Origin of the sequence: Streptomyces sp. NBC_01363 (assembly GCF_026340595.1) — a bacterium.
Taxonomy (GTDB): domain Bacteria; phylum Actinomycetota; class Actinomycetes; order Streptomycetales; family Streptomycetaceae; genus Streptomyces.
The window spans coordinates 3475064-3500402 of sequence record NZ_JAPEPF010000001.1 but is presented as its reverse complement, the minus strand read 5'-3'; the positions used below and the strand labels follow the sequence as shown (position 1 = coordinate 3500402).

Genomic DNA, 25339 nt, shown 5'->3' with positions numbered 1-25339 from the left:
GGCGCCGGTGGCCGCGCCCCGGACTCACCCCAGGGCGTCGACCCGGTCGCGGTAGCCCCGTACCGCCGCGGCGTCCCGGTACGGCTCCAGGCGCCGCTCGAAGTCCCGGACGTACTCCGTCGCCCGCACCGACCGCATCTCCGCGGCCTGCTGGGCGGCCTCGGCGCCGAGCAGGCACGCCTGGTCGAGCTCGCCGAGCCCGAGCCGGGCGGATGCCAGCACCACCCGGCAGAACAGCCGACTGCGGGCGTACGCCGGGGAGCGCAGCTCGAGGGAGCGCTCCGCGTGCTGCGCCGCGGCCCGGTACTGCTGCAGATCCCGGTGGCAGTGCCCGAACTCGTCGGCGAGCTGTGCCTCGTCGAAGTACCGCGCCCAGTGCGGCACCTCGTCCCCGTGCCGGGCGATCTCCAGCGCGCGTTCCGCCCGCGCCAGCGAGGTGGTGCAGGGCCTGGCCTCGCCGAGCACCCCGTGACCGCGTGCCTCGACGGCGTGCAGCAGGGCCTGGACGACGGGCGGTGCCGACGAGCCGATGCCCTGCTGGGCCACCCGGGCCAGCTGTACGGCTTCCCTGCCGTGGCCTAGGTAGACCGCCTGCCGGCTCATGGTGATCAGGACGTAGCTGCCGTACGCGCGGTCCCCGGCGGCCTGGGCGAGCCGCAGCGCCTGGACGAAGTACCGCTGGGCCAGGCCGTGGGCCGCGATGTCGTACGAGGTCCAGCCCGCCAGCCGGGTCAGGTCGGCGGCGGCGGAGAAGAGCCGGCGGCCGGTCGCCTCCCCGTACGTCCCGCGGAGCATGGGTTCCGTCTCGTGCTCCAGGTACCGGACGAGGGCCTGGCGGGCGTGGCCGCCGCCGTAGGCGTTGTCGAGGGTGCGGAAGAGCTCGCCGACCGAGCGCAGGGCGGCGACGTCACCGCCGCTGACCCGCTGGCCGGGGCCGCGATCGGTCTGCCGCTGCCGGGGGACGCCGGGGGCGCCCGGCAACCCTGTTCCCGGCGGGGCCGGAGCCGGCGGGAGTGCGGGCGAGCCCGGTGGCGCGGGCGGTCCGGAGGGCCGGGAGGGCACGGGCCCACGGACCCCGCGGCCACCGGCGCCCGACGCCGCCGTCCCGCCGTGCGCCCCGTACAAGCCGTGCGCTCCCGGCACTCCGCGCGCCCCGCCGGGACCACCGGGGCCACCGGGCCGCACGGAACCACCGGTCTCGGCGGCTCCCGCCGTCCCCGTGGCCCCGGCGGTCCCACCGCCTCCGAGGGGCCTGCCGATCCCTCCGGCCACGTGGGCCCCACCGGTCGCGTGGCCGCCACCGACCCCACCGGTGCCGCCGCGCACCTGGGGTGAGGGTTCGCTCCCCCGCCCCACCCACTCGTCGGCCCGTCCGATCAGCCAGTCCCTGCTGGGGACGACGAGCCCGGCCGGGGTGAAGGCGATCTTGCGCAGCTCCGCATGGCTGCCCGAGTCCTTCCGCCACAGCCCGCTGACGATGTCGACCGCCTCCGCGGGCGTGGCCGCGAACTCCAGGCCCGCGTAGACCGGGGCGCACGCGTCGAGGCCCAGGTCCTGCGCGGAGAGGCGGCGCCCGAGCCGCCGGGTGAAGACCTCGGCGATCAGCGCGGGGGTGGTGCCGCGGGGCTGCTGACCGCGCAGCCAGCGGGTCACGGAGGTCTTGTCGTACCGCAGGTCGAGGCCGTGTTCGAGGCCGAGTTGGTCCACCCTGCGGGCGAGGCCGGCGTTGGAGAAGCCGGCCTCGGTGATGAGGGAGGCGAGTCGGCGGTTGGGGGTGCGCTGCGGAGGTCGTTCCGACATCAGCTGTACGGTCTCCTGCCTTCGGGGCCGGGCGGGCGCCCTTATGGAACGGCGTGAATTTAGCGGCCTCCGCAGCGGTCACAGCCACCTTCGCTTCACTTTCATCCGATCGTGTGAGGATTGAAAGCGGCGCTGACGGGAAGACCTGCCGGGCCGCCGTCCGGGGGCCGGTCGTACAGTGGCCCGGGGCGTGATTCAGTGCATGGTGACGCGGCTCCGGGCACCCCCCGGCTACCGGCACCGCGAGTAGGAAGGCATCTGTCGTGGCTGAGCTTCGGTTCGTCCGGCTGGGATTCGGCGAGGAAGCCGTCGACTACCAGGAGGCCTGGCAGAAGCAGCGCGAGGTGCACGCGGCCAGATTCGAGGACACCGTCCCGGACACCTGCCTGCTGCTGGAACACCCGCCCGTCTACACGGCCGGGCGGCGCACGACCGAGAGCGAACGCCCACTGGACGGCACCCCCGTCATCGACGTGGACCGCGGCGGCAAGATCACCTGGCACGGCCCCGGGCAGCTGGTCGGCTACCCGATCCAGAAGCTGCCCCGCCCGGTGGACGTCGTCGCGCATGTCCGCCGGCTGGAGGACGCGCTGATCCGTACCGCCGCCGAGTTCGGCGTGGAGACCACCCGGGTCGAGGGCCGCAGCGGCGTCTGGGTGCTCGGCGACCCGGTCGAGGACCGCCCGGCGATCGGCGGACTCTCCCTGGACTTCGACCCGAGGCTGCACGACGAGGAGTTCGACGCCCGGCTGAACGGCCCCGAGTACGCCCCGTCCAACGCCGGCCAGCGCCGCGAGGACCGCAAGCTGGCGGCGATCGGCATCCGGGTGGCCAAGGGCGTGACCATGCACGGCTTCTCCTTCAACGTGAACCCGGACAACACCTGGTTCGACCGGATCGTGCCGTGCGGCATCCGGGACGCGGGCGTCACCTCGCTGGCGTACGAGCTCGGCCGCGACATCACCATCGCGGACGTGCTCCCGGTCGTCGAGAAGCACCTCAGGGACGTCCTGGAGAACGCCGAGCTCGCCCCGCGCGCCATCGAGCGCCCGACGGATGCCGTGGCCACGGCATGACGCTCGGAGCACCCCTCCGGGAATAGGCCCTGCCGGCCACAGGTTGGCCACACGTAAAGCCGTTTGAACCACGGGCGTACCCTGGTGTTCGCCGAAGAATCCAATGTAGTGAAAGCAAAGGGGAGTGCCGGAGTGTCCGCTGTCGCACCCGACGGGCGCAAGATGCTGCGCCTCGAGGTCCGGAACAGCCAGACCCCCATCGAGCGCAAGCCCGAGTGGATCAAGACCCGGGCGAAGATGGGCCCCGAGTACAACCAGCTGCAGAAACTCGTGAAGAGCGAGGGTCTGCACACGGTGTGCCAGGAGGCCGGCTGCCCCAACATCTTCGAGTGCTGGGAGGACCGGGAGGCCACCTTCCTCATCGGTGGTGACCAATGCACCCGGCGCTGCGACTTCTGCCAGATCGACACGGGCAAGCCGCAGGCGCTGGACCGGGACGAGCCCCGCCGTGTCGGCGAGTCCGTCGTCACGATGGACCTGAACTACGCCACCATCACCGGCGTCGCGCGCGACGACCTGGAGGACGGCGGTTCCTGGCTGTACGCGGAGACCGTGCGCCAGATCCACGCGCTGACCGCGGAGCGGGAGGCCGGCCGCACCAAGGTCGAGCTGCTGATCCCCGACTTCAACGCGGAGCCCGAGCAGCTCGCCGAGGTCTTCTCCTCGCGCCCCGAGGTGCTCGCGCACAACGTCGAGACGGTGCCGCGGATCTTCAAGCGGATCCGCCCCGGCTTCCGTTACGAACGCTCCCTGGAGGTCATCACCCGGGCCCGCGAGGCCGGTCTGGTGACCAAGTCCAACCTGATCCTCGGCATGGGCGAGACCCGCGAGGAAGTCAGCGAGGCGCTCCAGGACCTGTACGACGCGGGTTGCGAGCTCATCACGATCACGCAGTACCTGCGGCCCTCCGTGCGTCACCACCCGGTCGAGCGCTGGGTGAAGCCGCAGGAGTTCGTGGAGCTGAAGGAGGAGGCCGACGAGATCGGCTACTCCGGCGTGATGTCCGGGCCGCTGGTCCGTTCCTCGTACCGCGCGGGCCGTCTTTTCCAGCAGGCGATCGAGCGTCGCGGTGCCGCCGCCGCGGCGCCCACCGTGTGAATCCGAGCACAAGAAGCTACCGCACAGTAATAACTGATTCGACGCGGCCCGTACGCTCCCCGCAGGTCGGGGGCGCGTATGGGCCGCGTCGGCGTGCGCGCCGCCCGTATCAAGGTTTCATTGGTGTTTGACCGACCGGTCATGCGCTGGTAACACCGAGCAGTGACGCTGGGTGCACACGGTGCGGTGGCCGGCAGCAGCCGCTCGGGCCGCTGCCGCCCCTGCTTCCCGCATCGCAGCGCACGCCATCCACTTCGCGCAACGCAGTCCCGGGCAGTTCGGTCCGGGCAGCTGAGTCCACGCAACTCAGTCCGCACATCCGCTCCGAGGAGATTTCCACGATGCAGGCCGTGCCGGTACGCGCCACCGCCATCCCTTCCGTCACCGATGCTCTCCGTGCCGTCGAGTCGCTGGTCCTGGCCAGCGGCCAGCGCACCGCCCGCCGCAACGCCTGGACCGCGGTCCTGGAGGACCGGCGCCGGGCCAAGGACAGGGTCGAGGCCGAGTACGTACTGGAGGCCGCGGCCGACCACCGTTCCTAGGCCACGTAAACTTCTGTACATGGCGAGGAAGTCAAACACTGAAGGCGCGGACAGCGCCGAGAACGCGGGGCGACTCAAGCAGATCGCCCTGACCTACAAGATGGCCAGGCGGTCCGACCCGAAGGTCGGTCTTGTCGTCGCGGGCGTGGGAATTGTCACCTTCGGTGTCCTCCTCGGGGTCGGCTTCCTGATCGGCCATCCGATCTATCTGGGCATCCTGGGCTTCGTGCTGGCCCTCCTCGCGATGGCGATCGTCTTCGGACGGCGTGCCGAGCGTGCCGCCTTCGGGCAGATGGAGGGGCAGCCGGGCGCCGCGGCGGCGGTGCTGGACCGTGTGGGCCGGGGCTGGACCACGACACCCGCGGTCGCGATGAACCGCAGCCAGGACGTCGTCCACCGCGCCGTGGGCAAGGCGGGCATCGTGCTGGTCGGCGAGGGCAACGGGAACCGGGTGAAGCTGCTGCTCGCGGCCGAGAAGAAGAAGATGGCGCGCATCCTGGTCGACGTACCGGTGCACGACATCATCGTCGGCAACGACGAGGGCCAGGTGCCGCTCAAGAAGGTGCGCACCAAGATGCTGAAGCTGCCGCGCGTCCTCACCGGCCCGCAGGTGACGGCCGCCAACGACCGGCTGCGCGCGATGGGTGACCTGATGAGCAACATGCCGCTGCCCAAGGGCCCCATGCCGAAGGGCATGCGGATGCCGCGCGGCGGAAAGATGCGCTGACGTCGGACGTACGAAGAGGCGGGGCGCGAACCGGATCGGTTCGCGCCCCGCCTCTTCTGTCTTTTCGCGTCTTCTGTCTTTTCGCCTCTTCGCCTCAGATACGGACCTGGACGGCGCGGGCCAGCCGGTCGTGCAGGCCGCGGCCGTCACGGTCCCAGACCAGGGCCGGGATCACCAGGCAGACCAGCACGCTCCGGACGATCACCCGCCCGAACGTCAGCCGGCCACCGCTCTCGGCGACGACCCTGATGCCCAGGATGCGCTTGCCCGGCGTGCAGCCGATGGTGCCGACGGTGAGCACGCTCAGTACGAGGAAGATGCCCAGTGCCCAGTTCCCGGCCGCCTGCTGGTCACCGCGAGCGAACAGCCCGTATGCGATCAGCAGGCACAGGGCCCAGTCGATGAAGATCGCGCCGAACCGCCGGCCCAGCGGTGCCACGGAACCCGGCCCGTGCTCGGGCAGGCCGAGCCGCTTGCCCCGGTAGCCGAAATCGGCCCCCATCTCCTCGGCGGCCGCGCGCGGCCCGGAGAGCCACGATCCGATTACTTGCCTGTTGTCCACCCGAACACGGTACTGCGCCCGCCCGAGCGCCCGGCCGGGCGGGTGCCGCTACCGGCCCCCGGAGCGGTCGGAACGCGGGCCCCTGACCGGCCACGAGGTGCCGGTCACACCCGGCTCGGTTAACTTCTGCGAAACAAATGGGTCATGCTTGAGAAATCCGGTCTGCCTATGGTCGGGTCCAGCGTGTGCCACCGCACTGGCCGCACCACGAGCTACAACCCCGTCCCTCCCGGGCCGGGAGTAGGAGGAGTTGGATGTTCCAGAACGCCGACGACGCGAAGAAGTACATCGCCGACAATGACGTCAAGTTCATCGATGTCCGGTTCTGTGACCTGCCCGGTGTGATGCAGCACGTCACCGTCCCGGCGGCGACCTTCGACCCGGCCGACGAGCTTGCCTTCGACGGCTCGTCGATCCGCGGCTTCCAGGCCATCCACGAGTCCGACATGGCACTGCGCGCGGACCTGTCGACCGCCCGGGTCGACCCCTTCCGCCGCGACAAGACCGTCAACATCAACTTCTTCATCCACGACCCGATCACCGGCGAGCAGTACAGCCGTGACCCGCGGAACGTGGCCAAGAAGGCCGAGGCGTACCTCGCCTCCACCGGCATCGCCGACACCGCGTACTTCGGTCCCGAGGCCGAGTTCTACGTCTTCGACAACGTCCGCTTCCAGACGTCGGCGAACGAGAGCTTTTACCACATCGACTCCGAGGCCGGCGCCTGGAACACCGGTGCGGTCGAGAACAACCGCGGCTACAAGGTCCGCTACAAGGGCGGTTACTTCCCGGTCCCGCCGGTCGACCACTTCGCCGACCTGCGGGCCGAGATGTCCCTGGAGCTGGAGAACAGCGGCCTCCAGATCGAGCGCCAGCACCACGAGGTCGGCACCGCCGGCCAGGCCGAGATCAACTACAAGTTCAACACGCTGCTCGCCGCGGCCGACGACCTGATGCTCTTCAAGTACATCGTGAAGAACGTCGCCTGGCGCAACGGCAAGACCGCGACCTTCATGCCGAAGCCGATCTTCGGCGACAACGGCTCGGGCATGCACGTCCACCAGTCCCTGTGGGCCGGCGGCGACCCGCTGTTCTACGACGAGCAGGGCTACGCGGGCCTCTCGGACATGGCCCGCTACTACATCGGCGGCATCCTCAAGCACGCCCCGTCGCTGCTGGCGTTCACCAACCCGACGGTGAACTCCTACCACCGTCTGGTCCCCGGCTTCGAGGCCCCGGTCAACATGGTGTACTCGCAGCGCAACCGCTCGGCCGCGATGCGCATCCCGATCACGGGCTCCAACCCGAAGGCCAAGCGCGTCGAGTTCCGCGCCCCGGACCCGTCGTCCAACCCGTACCTGGCCTTCTCCGCGCTGCTGATGGCGGGCCTCGACGGCATCAAGAACAAGATCGAGCCCGCCGAGCCGATCGACAAGGACCTCTACGAGCTGGCTCCCGAGGAGCACGCGAACGTCCAGCAGGTCCCGACCTCCCTCCCGGCCGTCCTGGACGCGCTGGAAGCGGACAACGAGTACCTCCAGGCCGGTGGCGTCTTCACGTCCGACCTGATCGAGACCTGGATCGACTACAAGCGCACCAACGAGATCGCCCCGATCCAGCTGCGCCCGCACCCGCACGAGTTCGAGCTGTACTTCGACCTCTAAAGAGCGGGTTCCCGACCTCTGAAGAGCGGGGTCGGGTGATCCGGGACCGGCACCGGAGGAGCAGAACCCGGCACGACAGCCGGGGCGTCGGCCCGGCCCGCTCCGGATCGGACGCACCACACAGGTTCATGAGCCCTCATCGAGAAACCGATGAGGGCTCATGGGCGATGGGTGATCGAGGCCGACGATCAACTATCGGGCGCGGGTCACCAGCAGGGGCTCGCGCCTGCGTCGGCCCGGACTCACCGCCTGCAGGAAGAGGGAATCACAGAGCCGGCGCCATCACTGGTTGCTCGCCGGTTCCGGGAGCATTCGTCCCGCCAGCGGTACCCGGAACATTCGTCCCGCCACCGGTACCCGGAACATTCGTGCCACCACCGGTACCCGGAACATTCGTGCCACCACCGGTACCCGGAACATTCGTCCCGCCACCGGTACCCGGAACATTCGTCCCGCCACCGGTACCCGGAACATTCGTGCCACCACCGGTACCCGGAACATTCGTCCCGCCACCGGTACCCGGAACATTCGTGCCACCACCGGTACCCGGAACATTCGTGCCACCACCGGTACCCGGAACATTCGTGCCACCACCGGTACCCGGAACATTCGTGCCACCACCGGTACCCGGAACATTCGTGCCACCACCGGTACCCGGAACATTCGTCCCGCCACCGACCGTGTTGCCGCCGCCGACCGTGTTACCACTCCCGGCGATGACGGAGCCACCGATGGTGGAACCAATGACTTGGTTCAGGTTGTTGATTGTCTGATTGCTGACTTGGTTTATCACCGTCTGCGACAAACCAAGGCTTCTCCCCGTGGCCTGCGCCGCCGCTACACCCCGTGCCGCCGCTTCTTGCGGGGAGGCACCCCTGCTTCTCGCCGCTTGTGCCGCGCTCGTTCCGGCAGCCGCAGCAGCGGCTGCACCTCCTCCGGCCGATGCCGCTGATTCCCCTCCAGTGCAAGCCACAGGGCCTACGGAGAAGCTGCCCGCGCCCGTTACGGCGGTCGGTCCTATACGACCGTCAGAAGAAGGGCGCAGCACCATCCCCCCAGGGGAGACGACGAACATCCCGTTGGGATCGAAGCTCTCTCCCGTCAAGGTACTTGCCACTACCCGACACGTCTGAGTCGGGGCAGCGGAAGCAGGCACGACAGTGGCCGCAGCCAGCCCCCCGACAAGCGCCACTGTCGCGGCGGAACTCAGGACGATTTTTCCTCTCACGGTTTTCCCCTTTCCAGCACTGTGCTTTCTTACTGTTCCAGTCACGTGTCATCGTGAGCAGCGGGCCATAGCCACGGCGTGACTCCGGCGTGATGCTGACGCAATGACGGGACTGACAGCAGCGACTCCAGGCGGAACCCTGGAATCCCTACTCTTCCACCTTGCGCGTTCTCTTCGAGGATGTCGCACCGAAAGATTTCCCGAATTCAACCAGTCATGACTGGAGAGTTGAGGCAGGTGCCGTACGAGACGCTACCCGGGGAACGTGACGCAGCCGAACGAGACGGACCAGCAGCAGACCGGGCCGAACGATACGATGGTTGTCAACGCCCAGTTCCAGTTCTACGGGCAGTTCCAGTTCTACGAGAATCGTCCCCGTCGAGCCATGGTGCCGGAGCCGCTGAAGCCCCAGCACGCCGATGGGGAACTGCCAGTTCACTCCGAGCCTTTGAGCTGATGAACATGAAGAAGACAACCTTGCGGAACATCAGTGTCGCAGCGGCGGCTTCCTTCTTGACGGCCGGCATCTTGGGCACATCAGCGAGTAGCTCCGTCGCCTCGCAGCAGAATTCCCAGGTCGCACCGTCGGCGCTCAAGTGCTACACACTCATTGACAATCCGAACGAGATCGTTTGCTATCGGCTTTCACAGCGGGCTCTGAATACGGGCAGCGAGATTGTATTCTTCCCCTTCCTCATCCAGGTGCCCACGCCTTCGAATCCCCCAGCTCCGGTCGTCGTGAATGTTTTGCCGCCGGATCTGTCTCCAGGGGATTCCTCCAACAGCACGCGATAGTCGCGCGCTGCCGTGGAGCCGTCGGTCAGTGCCGCAGAGCCCGTCCCACCTCGGCCTTGACGTCTCCGGACAGCTTGCGGTTGCTGCGGGCCGTCGCGTCCTTGGATGCCTTGGGGCCGACGTCGTCGACCGTCACCACCACCGTGTCGAGCAGATTGCCGCTCCCGTCAAGGAAGTTGACCTGCACCGCGTACGACTTCGCGGAGTCGGAGCTGTTCTTCACGGTGGCCTTCACGGTGGCTCGGCCGTCGCCGTCGGTGCTCGGCCTGCCCAGCTCGACATCGCTCTTGGCGTTCACGCCGTTCTTGAAGTTGTTCAGCTTCTCGCCCGCGGCGGCCGTCGCCGAGGCCACCACATCGGCGCCCCGGGATGCCGCCGACGCCGCGGCGGACGCGGCCTTGGACGCCGTGCTGGAGGCGCTGCCGCCGTCGTCGGAGCAGGCTGCGGCCGTCGACATCACGGCCGTCGTCAGCAGTACGGCGCACAGACCCCGCGCAACTTTCCTCGTCATCGTGCCTCCAGCACTCGCCGCCACTCCCCCTTCGCCCATCGCCTCAGTCAAAGGGGCGGCGGCGCGGGCCGCATGCCGTGTACGCCGGACGGGTGAGCGGAGGGGGCGGCGTCGATTCGCGGTGCGGCACGGGGCGGACGAGGCTGGGGGCATGAGCGACCGGAGTCCGGGCGGCGCCCCGGAGGCGATGCGGCGTCGGCGGCGGTGGCCCTGGGTGCTGCTCGTGGTCGTGCTCGCGCCGGCCGGTGGTGGTGCCGTCGCTGTCGAGGTGGTCGCCGGTGCGTTGTCGAGGGAGGGGACGAAGCCACTGCGGATCACGTACGAGGTCACCGGCACCGCCAAGGACGTCACCGTCACCTATCCCACCTGGCACGACGGCGACCTCTCGACCGCGCGGCTGACTCTGCGGACGCTGCCATGGGCCGGGGAGACGCGGACCAGGGGCTTCATGAGCGGCGGCTCCTTCGCCGTCACCCTCGGGGCATCGGGCGGCGAGGTCGCCTGCGCGGTGACGGCGGACAACGGGACCGTCCGGACAGCCACGGCCTCGGGGGCCTTCGCCACGGCGACCTGCGGCGGGTTCTGAGCCGGGTCCGTCGCTGCCTGTACGTGGCCGTGTCCCCGGGCCACGTACAGGGCCCAGGGACACGGTCATCGGTTGCGCAGGACGTCAGCGGCCGTAGCGGATCAGGGCCCGGACCATGCGGCAGGTCGTGTCGGACGGCGGGTGGATGCCGATGCGCTCGGCGGTCGCGCATATCTTGTCGTTGGTCGCGGTCGACGGGTAGTAGACGCCCGTGTCGAGCAGGGCGATCGCCAGGCGCATGGCCTTCAGGCGGCGGTTGTGGGAGATGTACCACTCGCGGGGCCGGCCCGCGGGGAGCGGCTTCTTCATCAGGGGCTTGTGGAGCGGCTTGGTCGTGACTGCGGCAACGGCCATGGGCAACCTCCTGGCACGGTCGTGGAACCCTCACGAACTGCCTCCATTTTACTGCCCGGCACTGACAATCGGCGCTGGCCAGAAGGGCTTTCGGGGAGTCCCTCGCGTACCTTTGGCCCCATGGAGATCTGGATCAATCCCGCCTGTTCCAAGTGCCGCAGCGCGGTGCAGCTGCTCGATGCGAAGGGGGCCGAATACACCGTCCGCCGCTATCTGGAGGATGTGCCGTCGCCGGACGAGATCCGGGCCGTGCTCGACCGGCTCGGGCTGGAGCCGTGGGACATCACACGGACGCAGGAAGCGGATGCGAAGGAGCTCGGGCTCAAGGAGTGGCCGCGCGAGGCCGGTTCGCGTGAGCGGTGGATCTCGGCCCTCGCCGAGCACCCGAAGCTCATCCAGCGGCCCATCATCACCGCGGACGACGGGACCGCCGTCGTGGCGCGCACGGACGAGGCGGTACGCGACGCGTTGGAACGCTGAGCGTCCGCGGGCGGCCCGTGCGACCGCCCGTCACCCGATGAACTCCTCGATCCTGCGGTTCAGTTCGCCGGCCGTCGGCCCGTGCAGCGGCAGCGTGTGATGGGTCGCGCCGGGAATCGTCGCCGTCGTCACCCGCGGGAGCAGCCGGGCCGCCTCGGCGGCGACGCGGGCCGCGTCATGGGCCCGGCTGCGTTCGGCGAGCAGGATCAGGGTCGGCACGTCCAGTCCGCCCAGGGCCTCAGGTGCGGGGCGGGGCCCGGTGGCCGGGCGGGCGGACGGGAAGCCGGTGGCCGCGTCGCGCAGCCGCAGCCAGGCCGGGTCGAGCGCGGCGCCGCCCGTCTCCCATTTCAGGAAGGCCCGCGTCCGCTTCACCCCGGGCCGGATCAGCATCGGCAGCGCGCGCAGAAGGTAGCCGGGCCGGAAGCCGGCGAAGCACTGTGTCGGGTCCACGAGGACCAGCTTCGAGACGCGGTGCGGCGCGTGCAGGGCGTAGTGGAGGGCGATCCAGGCCCCGTAGGAATGCCCGCCCAGCGCGGTGCGGTCGGCGCCCAGCCCGTCCAGCACCCCGTCGAGCCAGGACGTCAGGTCCTCCACCGTACGGATCGGGCGCTCCCCCGGGACGCTGCGGCCCGGGTCGCCGATCAGGTCGACGGCGTGGACGCGGTGGGCGCGGCCCAGGTGGGCCGCCTGGGCGTACCAGACGGTGGAGGTGGCGCCGCCGCCGGCCAGCAGCACCAGGGGCGGGGCGTCCGCGGGGCCACAGCTGTTGACGCGGGTGGTGCCGTACGGGGTGGTGACCTGGGAGTACGTCGTTCCGGCGGGCCAGTCGACCGCCAGGACCTCGTCGTACGCCTCGTGGAACGACGTGGGTGCCGACGTGGATGTCATGGGTGCCTCCCTGGCCGTACTGCTCCCGACTGCTCCCGACTGCTCCCGAATATTATCTCGCTAGGCGAGATAATGGACTCGTCGGAGCGGAAGGGGTATCGATGAGCGAGCAGGGTCCCGAACTGGAGATCGTCCATCTGCTGCGCAAGGTGACGGTCGAATTCGGGCTGCGCCAGGCGGAGTTCGCGGCTCTCCACCACATGCACGGCACCGACGTCCGCGCGCTGATCTGCCTGCTGGACGCCGGGCGGGCGGGCACGGACGCCACCGCCGGGTGGCTCGGCGGGCAGCTCGGGCTCAACTCGGCGGGCACCACCGCCGTCATCGACCGGCTGGAACGGCTCGGCCATCTCACCCGTACCCGTGATCCGCGCGACCGGCGGCGGGTGCTGCTGGCGGTCGACGAGCGGGCGGTGGAGCTGGGGTGCGCGTTCTTCGGGCCGCTGATCGAGAACATGGTGACGGTGCTGCGCGACTTCGACGAGAACGAGACGGCCGCAGTCCGGCGCTTCCTGCACGCCGCGCACCAGGCGGTCACCTCGTCCCCCTGACCACCGGAGCGCCTCTGCCCCCGGAGCGCCTCGCGCCCCGGCCCCCGGCGTGGCGCACCAGGCCGGGGGGCTGGCTGGAGCTCCGCCGGACGCTGATGTAGCGGGCGCGGCGGCGGAGCCGCCGCGGCCCCGCCGTCGTCCCCCTACGCGCCCGCCTGCTTCTCCGCCTCCGCCAGCAGCTCCGTCAGGCGCAGCCCGAACCGCACGTCGCACGGGTGCGGATCCCCCGTACGCACCGAATGGATCAGCGCGTCGACCGCTGCCCGGAACGAGCCGATGGGGTCGCCCCAGCGCGGCAGGGTGGCCGTTCCCTGTTCGCCCCTGAGCTCGATCTCCGTGCCGACCGCGCCCACGGGTGCCCCCAGTGCGAGCGTCACCGTGCTGGACGCGCCGGAGGTGTGGCGGAGGACGAGATGCGTGGTGTCGGACGGGCCGTGGGCCGCGGTCAGCCGGGTCACGTCGCCCAGCACCGGGATCAGGACCGACAGGACGTGCGGGCCGACGTCCCACAGTCCGCCCTTCTCGCGGCGCCACGGCGAGGCGGCGTACTCGTTCGTCGCGCCGGGGGCGAACAGCGCCCCGATCCACTCGGCCCGGGCGGTGAACCAGCCGTCCAGGGCGGCCTGTTCGCCGATCCATGCGGATGTCTCGGCGGCGAACCGCAGGGTGCAGAAGACGACGGAGGCGACCCCGGTCTGCTCGGCGGCCCGGACGACCTCGCGGGCTCCCGCGACGGTGGTCGCGATCGGTTTGTCCAGCAGCAGATGACGGCCGGTGGCCGCGGCGCGGGCGGCGAGCGGGGCCTGGACGTCCGGCGGCAGGGCGAACGCAACGGCGTCGCTGGCACCGAAGAGCTCGTCGATGCCCGCCTCTCCGCTGTACGCCGTGGTGCCGTGCGCGGCGGCCAGCTCCTGCGCGGGCTCGGGGCGGCGGCCCCAGACACCGCTCAGTATGACGCCGGGGTGGGCGGCGAGGGCGGGGGCCTGGGTGTTCCGGGCCCAGGGGCCCGTACCGACGAGGCCGATGCGCAGGGGGGTCGGGGGAAGAGTCGTCATGGGGCAAGTCTGCCGGGTTCGCCGGGCCGGACCCGTATTGAGTTGGCGCGGGGCGGTGTCGGTGGTTACGTTTGCGGGGCCGGCCGCGGGACTTCGGCTGCGACTTCCGGGACTTGCCTCTGAAGCAGTGATTTCGCTGTTCGCGCCCCCATTCCCCGGCCGGCGCCCCGCCTCTTCGTACAGCGGCGCGTGACACCACGGGGGAAACGATGACCACCGGCACCGGAACCGACGCGGGCCTCGTCGCGGCCGAGGACGTGCTGCTCTTCGTCAACGCGGCGATCACCGCGACCGGGCAGCGCGAGTTCCGCTCGACCGCGTATCAGCAGCAGCTCTCGCTGGACTTCCTCCATGAGTACGTACGGGTCAACTACCGCCGGGTGTACGCCGCCGCGCTCGCCCTCGACATCAACGACCACAACGCCGTGCTCATCGTCCGGGGCCTGCTGGAACACGCCGCCGACGCGAGCGCCGAGGAGAAGCGCGCCGAGGGCCGGCTGATCGCCGCCCGGCTGGCGAAGCTGCCGCCGCAGCGCGTGTACCGGCTGTTCCGGGCGTTGCGCGCGGCCGGGGTCAACAACCGGCGCACCCGCGCGATCATGCGGGACTGGCTGGCCGCCCGGCCCGACCCGGCGCACGACGCGGTGAAGTACCGCTCCGGCCTGAAGACCGCCGCCCGCCATGTCCACCTCCGGTTCGGCGGGACCGGGGAGCCGGACGAGACGGGGGACTTCCTGTTCCGGCCCAGGCACCGGCCGAGCTACCGGCACCAGCTGCTCGACGCCTGGCGGCGCGCCCACTACGAGCAGGGAGCCGTCGAGGAGCTGCCGTTCACCGTCGCCGAGGGCTTCGCCGCCCGGCGCGGGATGAAGCGCGAGGTGTTCCTGGAGCGGATGGCGCCGCGGATGACCCGGCTGGAGCGGCTGCGGACCCTGGGTCAGCGCACTGCCGGAGACGACGGGCGGCTGCCCGCGGCTGTGGACCTGACCGTGATGCCGCTGACCCGGCTCGCCCTGTACGTCCTGTCGCTCGGCTTCGAGGCGCGGCGGCTGCGCCGCGAGGAGCTGACCCACGCGCTGCGCACGGCGGCCCGTCGCGCGGCGGGCCCGCATGCCAGGAGCTGGGGCCGGGTCGCCGCCGTGCTGGACGACAGCTACTCGTCGTCCGGGTCGGGCGAGAAGCGGCGCCGCCCGCTCGCCGTGGCGCTGGCCTGCCACTTCCTGCTGGAGGCGCTGGCCGCGCCGGGCGCGTACACCTCGCTGTGGACGTCGGGCCGTACCGATCCGTTGCTGGTCAGGCCCTGGGGCCCGACCCCGCTCGGCACCCGCGTGCTGGACGCCCTGGAGCTCGGCCCCGACCGGCTGGTCATCGTCTCGGACGGCTGGGACAACGCGCCGCCCGGACTCGCGGGCGAGGTGCTGCGGGTCTGGCGGACCCGGCTCGACCCGGACCGGCGCACGGCGGTGGTGCATGTGAACCCCGTATACGACGCGGACGGTTTCGACGTGCGCCGCCTCGCGCCGAGCGTGCCCACGGCGGGTGTCCGGGACGCGGAGGACCTGCCGGCGCTGGTGGAGATCGCGGGGTTCGCCGAGGGACGCACGGGAGCGGCGGCGCTGTACGCCTACCTGGACCGGCAGGTGGCACGTTTCGTGGGTGACGACGGGGCAGGAGCGACTTCGTGAACAGGCTCGAACTGACCGGGCTCGCCACCCGCCCCGCCCAGGTGTGGGGCGGCATCCGGCTGGTGCCGCTGGTGCGCGAACAGCCCGTCGAGGGGCTGCGGCTGCACGAGGAGCTCTACACGGAGTACGGACACGGCGTCGTGGACATCGGGCCGCGCACGCACTACGCGTCGGTCATCCCGCACGGCTTCGTCGCCGACTGGTCCGGCGAGGGCGAGCAGTCCGCCGCGTACGGTACGCAGTTCGGCGCCGCGGCGGGCTCCCCGGCCGGGAGCGGGCCGGCGCCCCGGACCGCGCGGCTCCAGCGCCACCGCCACCACCGGATGGCGAAGCGCCGGCCGGGCGACCGGCTGCGTTTCCTGCCGCTGCACCTCGCGCTGGAGGGCTATCTCTCCCTGCACTTCGGCGGCCCCGCCATCGCCTGGGAGGAATGGTCGCGGCAGGCGCTGCGCGACGGGCTCTCGCCGCGCGCCGAGGACGCGTACCTGGGGTGGTCGGTGCGGGGGCTCGGTGACGCGCTGCGGGTCTTCGAGATCCATCCCGGCCAGTGCGGGGTGATGGTGTACGCGGCCGACGCGCTCGCCGCCGCGTTCGTGCTGCCGCACCCGGACGACTACCGGCTGCTGCACCCGTCGCTCGTCGAGGATCTGTACGGCGAGCTGATCCACCAGTACGCGCTGTACGGCGCTCCGGTGCCGGAGTTCACGGCGCGGATACCCGACGGTCCGCGGCTGCGGACGCTCGCCGGTCTGCGGGCGGCGGCGCGGGCGCAGGAGCAGGAGTGGGCCGAGGCGCACGACACCCTGTTCGCGGGTGAGCTGCTGGACACCTCGTACGCCTTCGACCGGGTGTACCGGATGGGTTCGTTCACGCTGTGGCGGTTCCTGCCGCCGTTCCTGACGGGCGGGGCGGGGCAGCACATCGGTGAGACGATCACCGACCACAAGGGGCAGGTCGCGTACCTGAAGACGTTCCGGCTGTCCGAGGCGCAGATCAGGCGCGGCCATCTGCTGCACCGGCTCGCTGACGCGGACTGGCGGCTCGCGGGGGCGGCCGAGGCGCTGGGCACCACCGAGGAGGAAGTGGTGCGCCGGATCCGCGCGGCCGGCTTCGAGTCGCTGCTCAGGGCCCGCGCGTAACGCAGGAATCCTCGGTAACGCGGGGTTCACATCCGGGCAACGGACGGGAAATCGCGTCTTGCGAAGCTGCGCTGCGTAGACCGGACCGCAGCACCGCAGCACCCGCAAAGGATGGCTTCCGTGACGTTCAAGGCTGAGTACATCTGGATCGACGGCACCGAGCCGACCGCCAAGCTCCGCTCCAAGACGAAGATCATGGCCAAAAGCCCCTCGCCGGACGTGGCGGAGCTGCCGATCTGGGGCTTCGACGGTTCGAGCACCAGCCAGGCCGAGGGCCACGCCTCCGACCGGGTGCTGAAGCCGGTCTTCACCTGCCCGGACCCGATCCGCGGCGGCGAGGACATCCTCGTGCTGTGCGAGGTCTTCGACATCGACATGACGCCGCACGCGTCCAACACCCGTGCCGCGCTGCGCCCGGTGGCCGAGCGGTTCGCGGGCCAGGAGCCGATCTTCGGCATCGAGCAGGAGTACACCTTCTTCGACGGCCACCGGCCGCTCGGCTTCCCCGAGGGCGGCTTCCCTGCCGCGCAGGGCGGCTACTACTGCGGTGTCGGCGCCGACGAGATCTTCGGCCGCGAGATCGTCGAGAAGCACCTCGACAACTGTCTGAAGGCGGGCCTCGGCATCTCCGGCATCAACGCCGAGGTCATGCCCGGCCAGTGGGAGTTCCAGGTCGGCCCGCTGTCCCCGCTGGAGGTCTCCGACCAGCTGTGGGTCGCCCGCTGGCTGCTGTACCGCACCGCCGAGGACTTCGACGTCTCCGCGACCCTCGACCCGAAGCCGGTCAAGGGCGACTGGAACGGCGCGGGCGCGCACACCAACTTCTCCACCAAGGCGATGCGCGAGGGGTACGACGCGATCATCACGGCGTGCGAGTCGCTGGGCGAGGGCTCCAAGCCGATGGACCACGTCAAGAACTACGGCGCGGGCATCGACGACCGGCTGACCGGTCTGCACGAGACCGCCCCGTGGAACGAGTACAGCTACGGCGTCTCCGACCGCGGCGCCTCGGTCCGCATCCCGTGGCAGGTCGAGCAGGACCGGAAGGGCTACATCGAGGACCGCCGCCCGAACGCCAACGTCGACCCGTACGTCGTCACACGGCTGATCGTCGACACCTGCTGCGCCGCGCTGGAGAAGGCCGACCAGGTCTGATCCCGGGCCGTTGTCAGTGGCCCGTGTCAGGCTCGGCGCATGCTCGACATCAAGGTGGAGACCGAGAACTCCGAGACGTACACCCGCATTTCGGAGCGGGCGCTGAGCGACCTGATGCACCGGATCGGCATGGCGTCGGGGCACGGCCTCACGCTGTACTACGGCGGGTTCGGCGAGGCGGCGGACGAGACCGCCTTCGTGGGCCGGGAGGTCGTCGAGGCGCTCGGCGACGCGGGGCTGACGGTGGCGTGGGACGGGTCGCCGGACCGGGCGATCGAGCTGACCGGCCTGGACTGGCGCAAGCGGCTGGTGGGTTGAGCCGGTCGCGGGGCGATACGGAAACCGGCCCGTCGGTTGCGGCGCCGTACGAGAAGCCCTGGTGAGGAAGGTAACGCAAAGGGGCCGTATCGACGGGTGGAAGAGGTCTGCTGCGGCGTCCGGTTCTCTGGTTCAATGGGGGCATGGCCAGCATCCACCAGCACACCTCGACAGGTCGCAGCGACCTCGAGCCGTTCTGGCCTTCCCGTCAGCACCATGACTTCGACCGGGTGTGTTGTCGCGCGTCGAACGCGCAGGCCCTCTAAAGCCGCTCACCCCGGCCTTCGGTCCGCGCGCAAGCAAGTCCGTCCACCGACGACTCCTTCGCGCGAAAGAGCTGACCCTCATGGCGAACACTCGTACCTTCTCCGCCGCGGCCGCTGCCACCTCAGCGCCCTCGGCGTCCGCTGCGGCCACCACCTCCGCCCGCTCCCTCTCCCCCAACCGCCACCGGCTGCGTGCCGTCGACCCCGACGAGGTCGTCCAGCTGGCCGATGTGGCCGAGTTCCTGCCGCCGGGTGCCACCTGGCTGCCCGCACCCCAGCACACCGTTCCGGCGCTGCCGGGCCGGCCGCCGATGATCGGCTACCTGGTGCTCGTACCGGCCGACCAGCAGCCCGCCGTCACGGCGGCGGCCGCCGCGGCGGCCCAGTACATGGTGCCGACGCCGGTGGAGGACCCGGCCACCGGTCCGGTGCGCATCGACCCCGTGCAGCGCACCGCCGCGGTGGACGGGAACACCCTCGACCTCACGTACCTGGAGTTCGAGCTGCTCGCCCATCTGGTCGCGCACCCGCACCGGGTGCACACCCGGGACCAGTTGGTGACCACGGTCTGGGGCTACGGGCACGTGGGCGACGGGCGCACCGTGGATGTCCACATCGCCCGGCTGCGCCGCAAGCTGGGCGCCGAGCACCGCCGTTCGATCCAGACGGTACGGCGCGTCGGGTACAAGTACACGCCCTGACGCATCGGAAGACATGTGGAGCGGCCCCGGTCCGGTACGTACCGGACCGGGGCCGCCTCATGTGCCGGCCGGGTCAGCCGCGTCGCCCGGACCCCACCGGCTCCCGCTCCGGCTCGTCGTGCTCCAGGCTCGGCAGCCGGGTCAGTGCGCGCGGGGTGCGCCAGTTCCGCTCGCCCAGCAGCGCCATCACGGAGGGCAGCAGGACCATCCGTACGACCGTGGCGTCCAGCAGCACCGCGACGGCGAGGCCGACGCCCATCTGCTGCATGTCCTGCATCGAGAGCGTCCCGAAGACCGCGAAGACCGCGACCATGATCACGGCGGCGCCGGTCACCGCGCCCGCCGTGCGCCGGATGCCCTCGTCGATCGCGGCCCTGGTGGGCAGACCGCGGTCGCGGGCCTCGCGGATCCGGGAGACCACGAACACGTGGTAGTCCATGGAGAGTCCGAACAGGACGACCAGGACGAACAGCGGGATCCAGGCCTCGATCGCCCCGACCCCCTCCGAGCCGATCAGTGAGGCCCCCCAGCCGTGCTGGAAGACGGCGACCATCACTCCGTACGCGGCGGCCACGGAGAGCAGGTTGAGCACGATCGACGTCACGGCGATGACGTACGAGCGGAAGCAGAACAGCATCAGCAGGAAGGTCACCGCCGTGATGAAGGCGAAGACGGGGACGATGCCGCGCTTGAGCTGATCGTTGAAGTCGACGGATCCGGCGGTCTCCCCGGTCACGTACACCTGGGCGCCCGTGCCGTCGAACGCGGCGGGCAGCCGCTCCTCGCGGAGTTCGGAGAGGTCGGCCCGGCCGTCCGGGAGCGGTACCTCGATCTCCGCGACGTTCTGCGCCTTGTGCACGGTCACCTTCTCGAAGCCGTCGAACGCCTTGCGCAGCGCGGGTGCCTCGATGTCGTCGGCCTTGACCACCACACGGGCCGGATCGGGGCCGCCGGGGAAGCTCTCGCTGATCTGCCGGTAGGCGACGGAGAGCTGCGAGTGGGAGCCGAACTGCTTCTCCAGGCCCAGCTGTTCGGTCTTCATGCCGACGGCGGGCGCGGCCAGCGCGAGCAGTACGACGACCGAGGCGACCGCGAAGGTCTTCGGCCTCGACAGCACCGGCCGCAGCACCGTGCCGGCGATCCCGCCGCCGGTGCGTGCGCGCCGGCTCCCCCGCCGCCCGAGGAAGGGCACCCGTCCCGCTTCGGTCCGGTCGCCCAGCCAGGACAGCAGTGCGGGCAGCACCGTCACCGAGCCCAGCATGGCGACGAAGACGACGATGATGGTGGCGAGGGCGAAGCCCTTGAACAGCATCAGGCCGGACAGGAACATGCCGGCCATCGCGACCATCACCGTGAGCCCGGAGACCAGCACCGCCCGGCCGCTGGTCGCCGCCGCGATCCGCAGCGCCGTCTCCGCGTCGCGTCCCGCCGCCCGCTCGTCGCGCTCGCGCCGCAGATAGAACAGGCAGTAGTCGACGCCGACGGCGAAGCCCATCAGGAACATCACCGAGTACGTGGTCTGGAACAGGTGCAGTTGGTGGCTGGCGAGCGACAGCAGTCCGAAGGCGGCCATGCACGCGGTCAGTGCCAGCCCGACCGGGAGGAGCGCCGCGACGACGGCGCCGAAGGCGACCAGCAGAATGCCCAGCGCCAGGGGCACGGCGGTGAATTCGGCCTTCCTGAAGTCCTCGGAGAGCAGGTCGCCGAGCCACTTCCCGGCACTCGCCTCGCCGAACTGGTGGATGGTGGCGCCGGGGTGGTCCGCCCGGACCCCGTCCACCGCGTCGAGCACGGGCTGCACCCGGTCCGGTGCCGTCGCCGCGTCCCCCTTCAGTTCGAAGGTGATCAGCGCGTCCCTGCCGTCCTCGGAGGGGATCGGCGCCGCCAGGTTCGCCACCTCGCCGGTCCTCCGGACGGCCGCGGAGACCTCGCGGGCGGCGTCCCGCCAGTCCCCCGCCTTCGCGGTGGAGACCATGACCAGCTCGCCGGCGGGCTGCCCGAGTCCGGCGTCGTCGAGGATCTGCTCGGCCCGCGCGGAGTCGCCCGCGCCGTTCTCCGAGTCGGACATCTCGACCAGACCGGATGCTCCGCCGATGCCCGTGGCGAGCACGACGAAGAGCAGCCAGCCGAGAATGGCGGTCTTGCGGTGGTGCGCGCTCCACACACCGATGCGTGCCGCGAGGTTGCGCCTCATGGCGTGTTCGCCCCCAGAAGTCAGATGTAGCCGGTAGGAATTCGGCGCCGGACGCGCCGCTGATGAACGCTGACGAATCTAGGAACGGGGGGCTGCCCGCCCCAGCCGCCGGAACCCCCTCTCCCGGAGCCGTAGGGCGAGTTCGGCGGGGTGGTGCTGGGTACACCCCGCCCGGGTGGCGAAACGGCTGATGACCGAGGTCGCCCCCGGGTGAGACTGTCTGCGGAGCGGGCCCGCCACGAGGGCCCGCCGAGGGGAGACGGACCGGAATGAACGCGAAAAAGGGACGGGTGCGCGGCGCTGTGCTGGCCGCCGGACGCGGAGTCGTGGTGTCGGTCGCGAGCCTGGCCGGTTCGATCACGCTCTTCGTATGGGCCGTACTCTCGATCGCCTTCATCCCGCTGGGCATCGGGCTGGTCACCACCCCCTACGTACTGGAGCTGGTCCGCAAGCACGCCAACCGGCGCCGGCTGCTGGCGGTCACCTGGTCCGACATCCGCATACCCGTCCCGTACCGCCCCTTCCCGGAAGATCTGCGCACCGGGTTCACCGGACAGGTGGAGCGGACCACGCTGATGCTGAAGGACCCGGCGACCTGGCGCGACCTCCGGTGGCTGCTGGTCGACATGACGGCGGGCTATGTGGTGTCGTCCCTGGCCTCCACCCTGCTCCTCTATCCGCTGGAGGGTTTCGTGCTGGCGGCGGGGCTGTGGCGGGTCTTCACCCACGACCCCTACTGGTACGGCTTCGTCCCGGTCTCCAGCCAGGCGACGGGCCTGGCCGCCGCCGCGCTCGGTGCGGCGTTGTTCGCTACCGGAGTGCTGGTCAGCGAGCGGCTGCTGCGGCTGCACTTCGTGATCGCCCGCGCGATGCTGGCCCCCACCCAGGAGGAGGAGCTGGCCCGGCGCATCGACCGGCTGACCGAGTCCCGGCACGAGGCCGTGGACACCGCCGCCTCCGAACTGCGGCGCATCGAGCGCGATCTGCACGACGGTGCGCAGGCCCGGCTGGTCGCGATGGGCATGAGTCTGGGCACGGTGGAGGCGCTGATCGAGAAGGACCCGGCGCAGGCGAAGAAGCTCCTGGCCATGGCCCGGGAGTCATCGGCCGAGGCCCTGACGGAGCTGCGCGACCTGGTCCGGGGCATCCATCCGCCGGTCCTCGCCGAGCGCGGACTCGGGGACGCGGTCCGGGCGTTGGCGCTGCGGCTGCCCTTCGAGTCGGAGGTCGACGCGGAGTTGGGCGGCCGCATGGACGCCGCGGTCGAGTCGGCGGCGTACTTCGCGGTGAGCGAGACGCTGACGAACACCGCCAAGCACGCGGGGGCGGACCGCGTCTGGGTGGACATCCACCACGAGAACTCCACGCTGCGGATCTCCGTCACCGACAACGGCGGGGGAGGTGCGACGGTCGGCGGCGGCTCCGGGCTGAGCGGAATCGAACGCCGACTCGGTACATTCGACGGCATCATGGCCGTCAGCAGCCCTGCGGGCGGTCCCACCATGGTGACCATGGAGATCCCTTGCGAGTTGTCCTAGCCGAAGATCTCTTTCTGCTGCGCGACGGTCTGGTCCGCCTGCTGGAGGCGTACGACTTCGAGATCGCGGCAGCCGTCGAGACCGGGCCCGAACTGACCCGCGCCTTCGCCGAGGCGGAGCCGGACGTCGCGATCGTCGACGTCCGGCTTCCGCCGTCCCACACGGACGAGGGACTGCAGTGCGCGCTGGCGGCCCGGCGGGCCAGGCCGGGGCTGCCGGTGCTCGTGCTCTCGCAGCACGTGGAGCAGCTGTACGCGCGCGAGCTGCTGGCGGACGGCAACGGGGGCATCGGCTATCTGCTCAAGGACCGGGTCTTCGACGCCGACCAGTTCGTCGACGCGGTGCGCAGGGTCGCGGCGGGCGGCACCGCGATGGACCCGCAGGTGATCTCGCAGTTGCTGTCGCGGCGGTCGCAGGACAAGCCGATGGGCATGCTCACCCCGCGCGAGCTGGAGGTCATGGAGCAGATGGCCCAGGGCCGTTCCAACGCGGCCATCGCCTCGCAGATGGTGATCACGGAGCGGGCGGTGGCCAAGCACACCTCGAACATCTTCCAGAAGCTCGCACTGCCGCCGTCCGACGACGACAACCGCCGCGTCCTCGCGGTGCTCGCCTATCTGGACCGGGGCTGAGCCGCTGTCCGGACCGGGGCTGAGCCGCGCACGGCCGCGCGGCCCCGGCGGCGGGGTCGCGCGGCCACGGGGTCACGGCGTCACTGCGTGGTGCTCAGGTGCAGCGTCGTCGCCCCCAGATGCGGCGTCGCCCGGGACTCCAGCACCTTCACCCGTACCGAGGTGGCGGTGACGGGGGTGGCCAGGGACAGGATGCGGCGATGGCCGATGGTCGTGCCCTCGGCGATCCGCCGCCAGCTCCCGCCTACGCGGGCCTCGACGGCGAACCTCTCCACCCGCTGCCCGTGCCGGACGTCCTCGCGGACCGCGATCCGGTCGAAGGTGTACGGGGCCGGGCCCTGCTTGCGTAGGTCGGAGCCGTAGATCCGGCGTACGTCGGAGCCGAAGGCGGTCAGTGACGCGACGTCGGCGTCGTCGATCCGGCCGTCCCTGCCCGGCGGAACGTTGAGCAGCAGCGAGGCGTTGCGGCCGACGCTCTTCTCGTACAGGTCCATCAACTGGGCGGGAGACTTGGGCTTCTCGTTCCGGTGGTGGAACCAGCCGGGCCTGATCGAGACGTCCGCCTCGGCCGGGTACCACTGAAGGTAGTTGACGGCCGGGTCCAGGAGCTTGGCCCGGGAGCCGATGTCGGGGTCGGTCGAATCGTTGGGAAGGCTGCCGAGCCCGGTCCACGGGTCGGTGGCGTGCGGGGTGACGCTCCACTCGGTCTCGCGGGCGATGCCGCTCTCGTTGCCGACCCAGCGCACGCCCTGCGGGCCCTGGAAGACGACGGTGTTCGGCGAGAGCGCCTTCACCATGTCGAACCACTGCTTGACGTCGTACTTCTGGGTGATGCCGGAGCCGGACCAGGGGTTGGCGCCGTCCAGCCAGAGTTCCTCGATCGGTCCGTACTGGGTGAACAGTTCGTAGAGCTGGTTGAGGTAGTACGCGTCATAGTCGTCGGCCTTCACCCGGAAGGTGGGCAGCTTGCCGCTCCGGACGGCGGCGGCCCGGTCGTCGCCGGGGACGAGGGTGGGGATCGTACGCTCCGTGACCGCGCTGCCGTTGCCGAAGCGGCCCTCACCGGCCGGGGCGCGGTCGCCGTCCTCCAGCGCCATGCGCTCGGGCAGGCTGAGCGGCTTGCCCTCGGCCTGCTTCTCGCGGATCGTGTCGACCCACTGCGCGTGCCAGGCGTGCGGGAGTTCGGCGCCGTCGGAGGGCGAGAGGTAGAGCCCGACCTTCAGGCCCGCCTTGCGGGCGGCCTTCACATAGGCGGCCACGACGTCGGGGCTGCCGGGGCTGAGCGCGACCGAGTGGTCGGTGTAGCGGCTGGGGTAGAGCACGAAGCCGTCGTGGTGCTTGGCGGTGAGCATGACCTGTTCGACACCGGCGGCCCGGTAGGCGCGCATCCACTGGTCGGCGTCCACGGCCTCGGGCGCGAAGAGCTTCTCGTCCTCCGTGCCCGAGCCCCACTCGCGGTCGGTGAACGTGTTCATCCCGAAGTGTGTGAAGGCGGTGACCTCCCGCTGCTGCCAGGCGAGTTGGCCGGGTGTGGGGACGATGTTCGCGGCCTTCTCGATGATCCGGTCGGGGCTGTCGCAGGACTCGACCGTCATCTGCGGGGCGGGCTTCACCGGCGCGCTGCACGGGGCGCCCGGCGGCGCCGGCCGCTGGTGCGCGGGCTGCTGCGCCATCGCCTGTACGGGGACGAGCGCGGCGGCCGCCGCCAGTGCGAGCGCACTGAGCACACGGGTGCGTCGTGCCATGGTTCCCTCCCGTTCCCGACCAAAATTGGTCGGATCTCTTGGGTGCCAA

General features: G+C 70.8%; 24 protein-coding genes and 1 pseudogene. 17 read left to right on the top strand and 8 right to left on the bottom strand.

All coding sequences use genetic code 11. The features are described 5' to 3' along the window. Positions 1-24: 24 nt before the first annotated feature. Positions 25-1800: a regulator gene (locus OG611_RS16115; RefSeq protein ID WP_266420192.1), complete on the bottom strand. Its 1776-nt coding sequence runs from the start codon at positions 1798-1800 to the stop codon at positions 25-27. Between the two features lie 263 nt (positions 1801-2063). Between OG611_RS16115 and lipB the strand changes: the two genes are divergently transcribed. The 4 genes from lipB (at position 2064) to OG611_RS16095 (ending at position 5243) form a co-directional block, all read left to right on the top strand. Continuing rightward, the gene (gene lipB, locus OG611_RS16110; RefSeq protein ID WP_266420190.1) at positions 2064-2876 is read left to right on the top strand and encodes a lipoyl(octanoyl) transferase LipB; all 813 of its coding nucleotides are present in this window, start codon (positions 2064-2066) and stop codon (positions 2874-2876) included. Positions 2877-3008: 132 nt separating this feature from the next. Next, positions 3009-3974: a lipoyl synthase gene (gene lipA / locus OG611_RS16105; protein ID WP_266420188.1), complete on the top strand. Its 966-nt coding sequence runs from the start codon at positions 3009-3011 to the stop codon at positions 3972-3974. Between the two features lie 341 nt (positions 3975-4315). After that, positions 4316-4516: a hypothetical protein gene (locus OG611_RS16100; protein ID WP_266420185.1), complete on the top strand. Its 201-nt coding sequence runs from the start codon at positions 4316-4318 to the stop codon at positions 4514-4516. Between the two features lie 19 nt (positions 4517-4535). Beyond that, positions 4536-5243 (top strand): DUF4191 domain-containing protein, encoded by a 708-nt coding sequence (locus OG611_RS16095; protein ID WP_266420183.1) that lies wholly within the window; start codon positions 4536-4538, stop codon positions 5241-5243. 94 nt (positions 5244-5337) lie between these two features. Here the strand turns inward: OG611_RS16095 and OG611_RS16090 are convergent, their stop codons facing one another. Further along, a complete protein-coding gene (locus OG611_RS16090) occupies positions 5338-5805 on the bottom strand; it encodes an RDD family protein (RefSeq protein WP_266420180.1) in 468 nt (155 codons plus the stop codon). Positions 5806-6059: 254 nt separating this feature from the next. Between OG611_RS16090 and glnA the strand changes: the two genes are divergently transcribed. The 3 genes from glnA (at position 6060) to OG611_RS16080 (ending at position 9154) form a co-directional block, all read left to right on the top strand. Beyond that, on the top strand, positions 6060-7469 hold the full coding sequence (gene glnA, locus OG611_RS16085) for a type I glutamate--ammonia ligase (protein ID WP_093543302.1): 1410 nt from the start codon (positions 6060-6062) through the stop codon (positions 7467-7469). A 289-nt stretch (positions 7470-7758) separates the two neighbouring features. Then, on the top strand, positions 7759-8421 hold the full coding sequence (locus tag OG611_RS40900; RefSeq protein ID WP_353962565.1) for a DUF4573 domain-containing protein: 663 nt from the start codon (positions 7759-7761) through the stop codon (positions 8419-8421). A gap of 541 nt (positions 8422-8962) precedes the next feature. Continuing rightward, complete coding sequence (locus OG611_RS16080) at positions 8963-9154, top strand: hypothetical protein (protein ID WP_266420174.1); 192 nt, start codon at positions 8963-8965, stop codon at positions 9152-9154. A 363-nt stretch (positions 9155-9517) separates the two neighbouring features. Here OG611_RS16080 and OG611_RS16075 read toward each other — a convergent pair whose 3' ends face one another. Continuing rightward, on the bottom strand, positions 9518-10003 hold the full coding sequence (locus tag OG611_RS16075) for an FxLYD domain-containing protein (protein WP_266420172.1): 486 nt from the start codon (positions 10001-10003) through the stop codon (positions 9518-9520). Positions 10004-10154: 151 nt separating this feature from the next. Here OG611_RS16075 and OG611_RS16070 point away from each other — a divergent pair, with 151 nt between their 5' ends. After that, a complete protein-coding gene (locus OG611_RS16070) occupies positions 10155-10589 on the top strand; it encodes a hypothetical protein (protein WP_266420169.1) in 435 nt (144 codons plus the stop codon). 84 nt (positions 10590-10673) lie between these two features. On the opposite strand, the gene OG611_RS16065 is transcribed toward OG611_RS16070, so the two are convergent. Next, entirely contained in the window at positions 10674-10943 is a 270-nt protein-coding gene (locus tag OG611_RS16065) for a hypothetical protein (protein WP_072483316.1), read from the bottom strand. A gap of 120 nt (positions 10944-11063) precedes the next feature. Between OG611_RS16065 and OG611_RS16060 the strand changes: the two genes are divergently transcribed. Continuing rightward, entirely contained in the window at positions 11064-11423 is a 360-nt protein-coding gene (locus OG611_RS16060) for an arsenate reductase family protein (RefSeq protein WP_266420164.1), read from the top strand. Between the two features lie 30 nt (positions 11424-11453). Here the strand turns inward: OG611_RS16060 and OG611_RS16055 are convergent, their stop codons facing one another. After that, positions 11454-12311, bottom strand: coding sequence for an alpha/beta fold hydrolase (locus OG611_RS16055; RefSeq protein WP_266420162.1), 858 nt, complete (start codon positions 12309-12311; stop codon positions 11454-11456). Between the two features lie 101 nt (positions 12312-12412). On the opposite strand from OG611_RS16055, the gene OG611_RS16050 reads away from it, so the two are divergent. After that, positions 12413-12862, top strand: a complete 450-nt coding sequence (locus OG611_RS16050; RefSeq protein ID WP_266420160.1) for a MarR family transcriptional regulator — start codon at positions 12413-12415, stop codon at positions 12860-12862. A 143-nt stretch (positions 12863-13005) separates the two neighbouring features. On the opposite strand, the gene OG611_RS16045 is transcribed toward OG611_RS16050, so the two are convergent. Next, entirely contained in the window at positions 13006-13917 is a 912-nt protein-coding gene (locus OG611_RS16045) for a Gfo/Idh/MocA family protein (RefSeq protein WP_266420158.1), read from the bottom strand. A 209-nt stretch (positions 13918-14126) separates the two neighbouring features. Between OG611_RS16045 and OG611_RS16040 the strand changes: the two genes are divergently transcribed. The 5 genes and pseudogenes from OG611_RS16040 (at position 14127) to OG611_RS16020 (ending at position 19181) form a co-directional block, all read left to right on the top strand. Further along, positions 14127-15602 (top strand): hypothetical protein, encoded by a 1476-nt coding sequence (locus OG611_RS16040; protein WP_266420155.1) that lies wholly within the window; start codon positions 14127-14129, stop codon positions 15600-15602. Beyond that, on the top strand, positions 15599-16741 hold the full coding sequence (locus OG611_RS16035) for a hypothetical protein (RefSeq protein ID WP_266420152.1): 1143 nt from the start codon (positions 15599-15601) through the stop codon (positions 16739-16741). The genes OG611_RS16040 and OG611_RS16035 overlap by 4 nt, the downstream gene beginning before the upstream one ends. A gap of 120 nt (positions 16742-16861) precedes the next feature. Further along, positions 16862-17896: a glutamine synthetase gene (gene glnII / locus OG611_RS16030; protein ID WP_266420149.1), complete on the top strand. Its 1035-nt coding sequence runs from the start codon at positions 16862-16864 to the stop codon at positions 17894-17896. A gap of 132 nt (positions 17897-18028) precedes the next feature. Then, a pseudogene (locus OG611_RS16025) lies at positions 18029-18214 on the top strand (hypothetical protein); the annotation flags it as partial. 346 nt (positions 18215-18560) lie between these two features. Beyond that, positions 18561-19181, top strand: coding sequence for a winged helix-turn-helix domain-containing protein (locus OG611_RS16020; protein ID WP_266420146.1), 621 nt, complete (start codon positions 18561-18563; stop codon positions 19179-19181). Between the two features lie 73 nt (positions 19182-19254). Here OG611_RS16020 and OG611_RS16015 read toward each other — a convergent pair whose 3' ends face one another. Next, a complete protein-coding gene (locus tag OG611_RS16015) occupies positions 19255-21375 on the bottom strand; it encodes an MMPL family transporter (protein ID WP_266420144.1) in 2121 nt (706 codons plus the stop codon). A 269-nt stretch (positions 21376-21644) separates the two neighbouring features. Between OG611_RS16015 and OG611_RS16010 the strand changes: the two genes are divergently transcribed. Together OG611_RS16010 and OG611_RS16005 are read left to right on the top strand one after the other, a co-directional pair. After that, positions 21645-22913, top strand: coding sequence for a sensor domain-containing protein (locus tag OG611_RS16010; protein ID WP_266420141.1), 1269 nt, complete (start codon positions 21645-21647; stop codon positions 22911-22913). Further along, entirely contained in the window at positions 22898-23545 is a 648-nt protein-coding gene (locus OG611_RS16005) for a response regulator transcription factor (RefSeq protein WP_266420138.1), read from the top strand. The genes OG611_RS16010 and OG611_RS16005 overlap by 16 nt, the downstream gene beginning before the upstream one ends. Before the next feature lie 80 nt (positions 23546-23625). Here the strand turns inward: OG611_RS16005 and OG611_RS16000 are convergent, their stop codons facing one another. Then, positions 23626-25290: an alpha-L-fucosidase gene (locus OG611_RS16000; RefSeq protein ID WP_266420135.1), complete on the bottom strand. Its 1665-nt coding sequence runs from the start codon at positions 25288-25290 to the stop codon at positions 23626-23628. Between the last annotated feature and the right edge of the window lie 49 nt (positions 25291-25339).

Coding starts and splice junctions, on each gene's coding strand:
- OG611_RS16000 (WP_266420135.1), bottom strand. CDS start 25,290: ATGGCACGACGCACCCGTGTGCTCAGTGCGCTCGCACTGGCGGCGGCC.
- OG611_RS16045 (WP_266420158.1), bottom strand. CDS start 13,917: ATGACGACTCTTCCCCCGACCCCCCTGCGCATCGGCCTCGTCGGTACG.
- OG611_RS16040 (WP_266420155.1), top strand. CDS start 14,127: ATGACCACCGGCACCGGAACCGACGCGGGCCTCGTCGCGGCCGAGGAC.
- OG611_RS16010 (WP_266420141.1), top strand. CDS start 21,645: ATGAACGCGAAAAAGGGACGGGTGCGCGGCGCTGTGCTGGCCGCCGGA.
- OG611_RS16055 (WP_266420162.1), bottom strand. CDS start 12,311: ATGACATCCACGTCGGCACCCACGTCGTTCCACGAGGCGTACGACGAG.
- OG611_RS16015 (WP_266420144.1), bottom strand. CDS start 21,375: ATGAGGCGCAACCTCGCGGCACGCATCGGTGTGTGGAGCGCGCACCAC.
- OG611_RS16070 (WP_266420169.1), top strand. CDS start 10,155: ATGAGCGACCGGAGTCCGGGCGGCGCCCCGGAGGCGATGCGGCGTCGG.
- OG611_RS16065 (WP_072483316.1), bottom strand. CDS start 10,943: ATGGCCGTTGCCGCAGTCACGACCAAGCCGCTCCACAAGCCCCTGATG.
- OG611_RS16115 (WP_266420192.1), bottom strand. CDS start 1,800: ATGTCGGAACGACCTCCGCAGCGCACCCCCAACCGCCGACTCGCCTCC.
- OG611_RS16020 (WP_266420146.1), top strand. CDS start 18,561: ATGGCGAACACTCGTACCTTCTCCGCCGCGGCCGCTGCCACCTCAGCG.
- glnA (WP_093543302.1), top strand. CDS start 6,060: ATGTTCCAGAACGCCGACGACGCGAAGAAGTACATCGCCGACAATGAC.
- OG611_RS16100 (WP_266420185.1), top strand. CDS start 4,316: ATGCAGGCCGTGCCGGTACGCGCCACCGCCATCCCTTCCGTCACCGAT.
- OG611_RS16050 (WP_266420160.1), top strand. CDS start 12,413: ATGAGCGAGCAGGGTCCCGAACTGGAGATCGTCCATCTGCTGCGCAAG.
- OG611_RS16075 (WP_266420172.1), bottom strand. CDS start 10,003: ATGACGAGGAAAGTTGCGCGGGGTCTGTGCGCCGTACTGCTGACGACG.
- OG611_RS16095 (WP_266420183.1), top strand. CDS start 4,536: ATGGCGAGGAAGTCAAACACTGAAGGCGCGGACAGCGCCGAGAACGCG.
- OG611_RS16060 (WP_266420164.1), top strand. CDS start 11,064: ATGGAGATCTGGATCAATCCCGCCTGTTCCAAGTGCCGCAGCGCGGTG.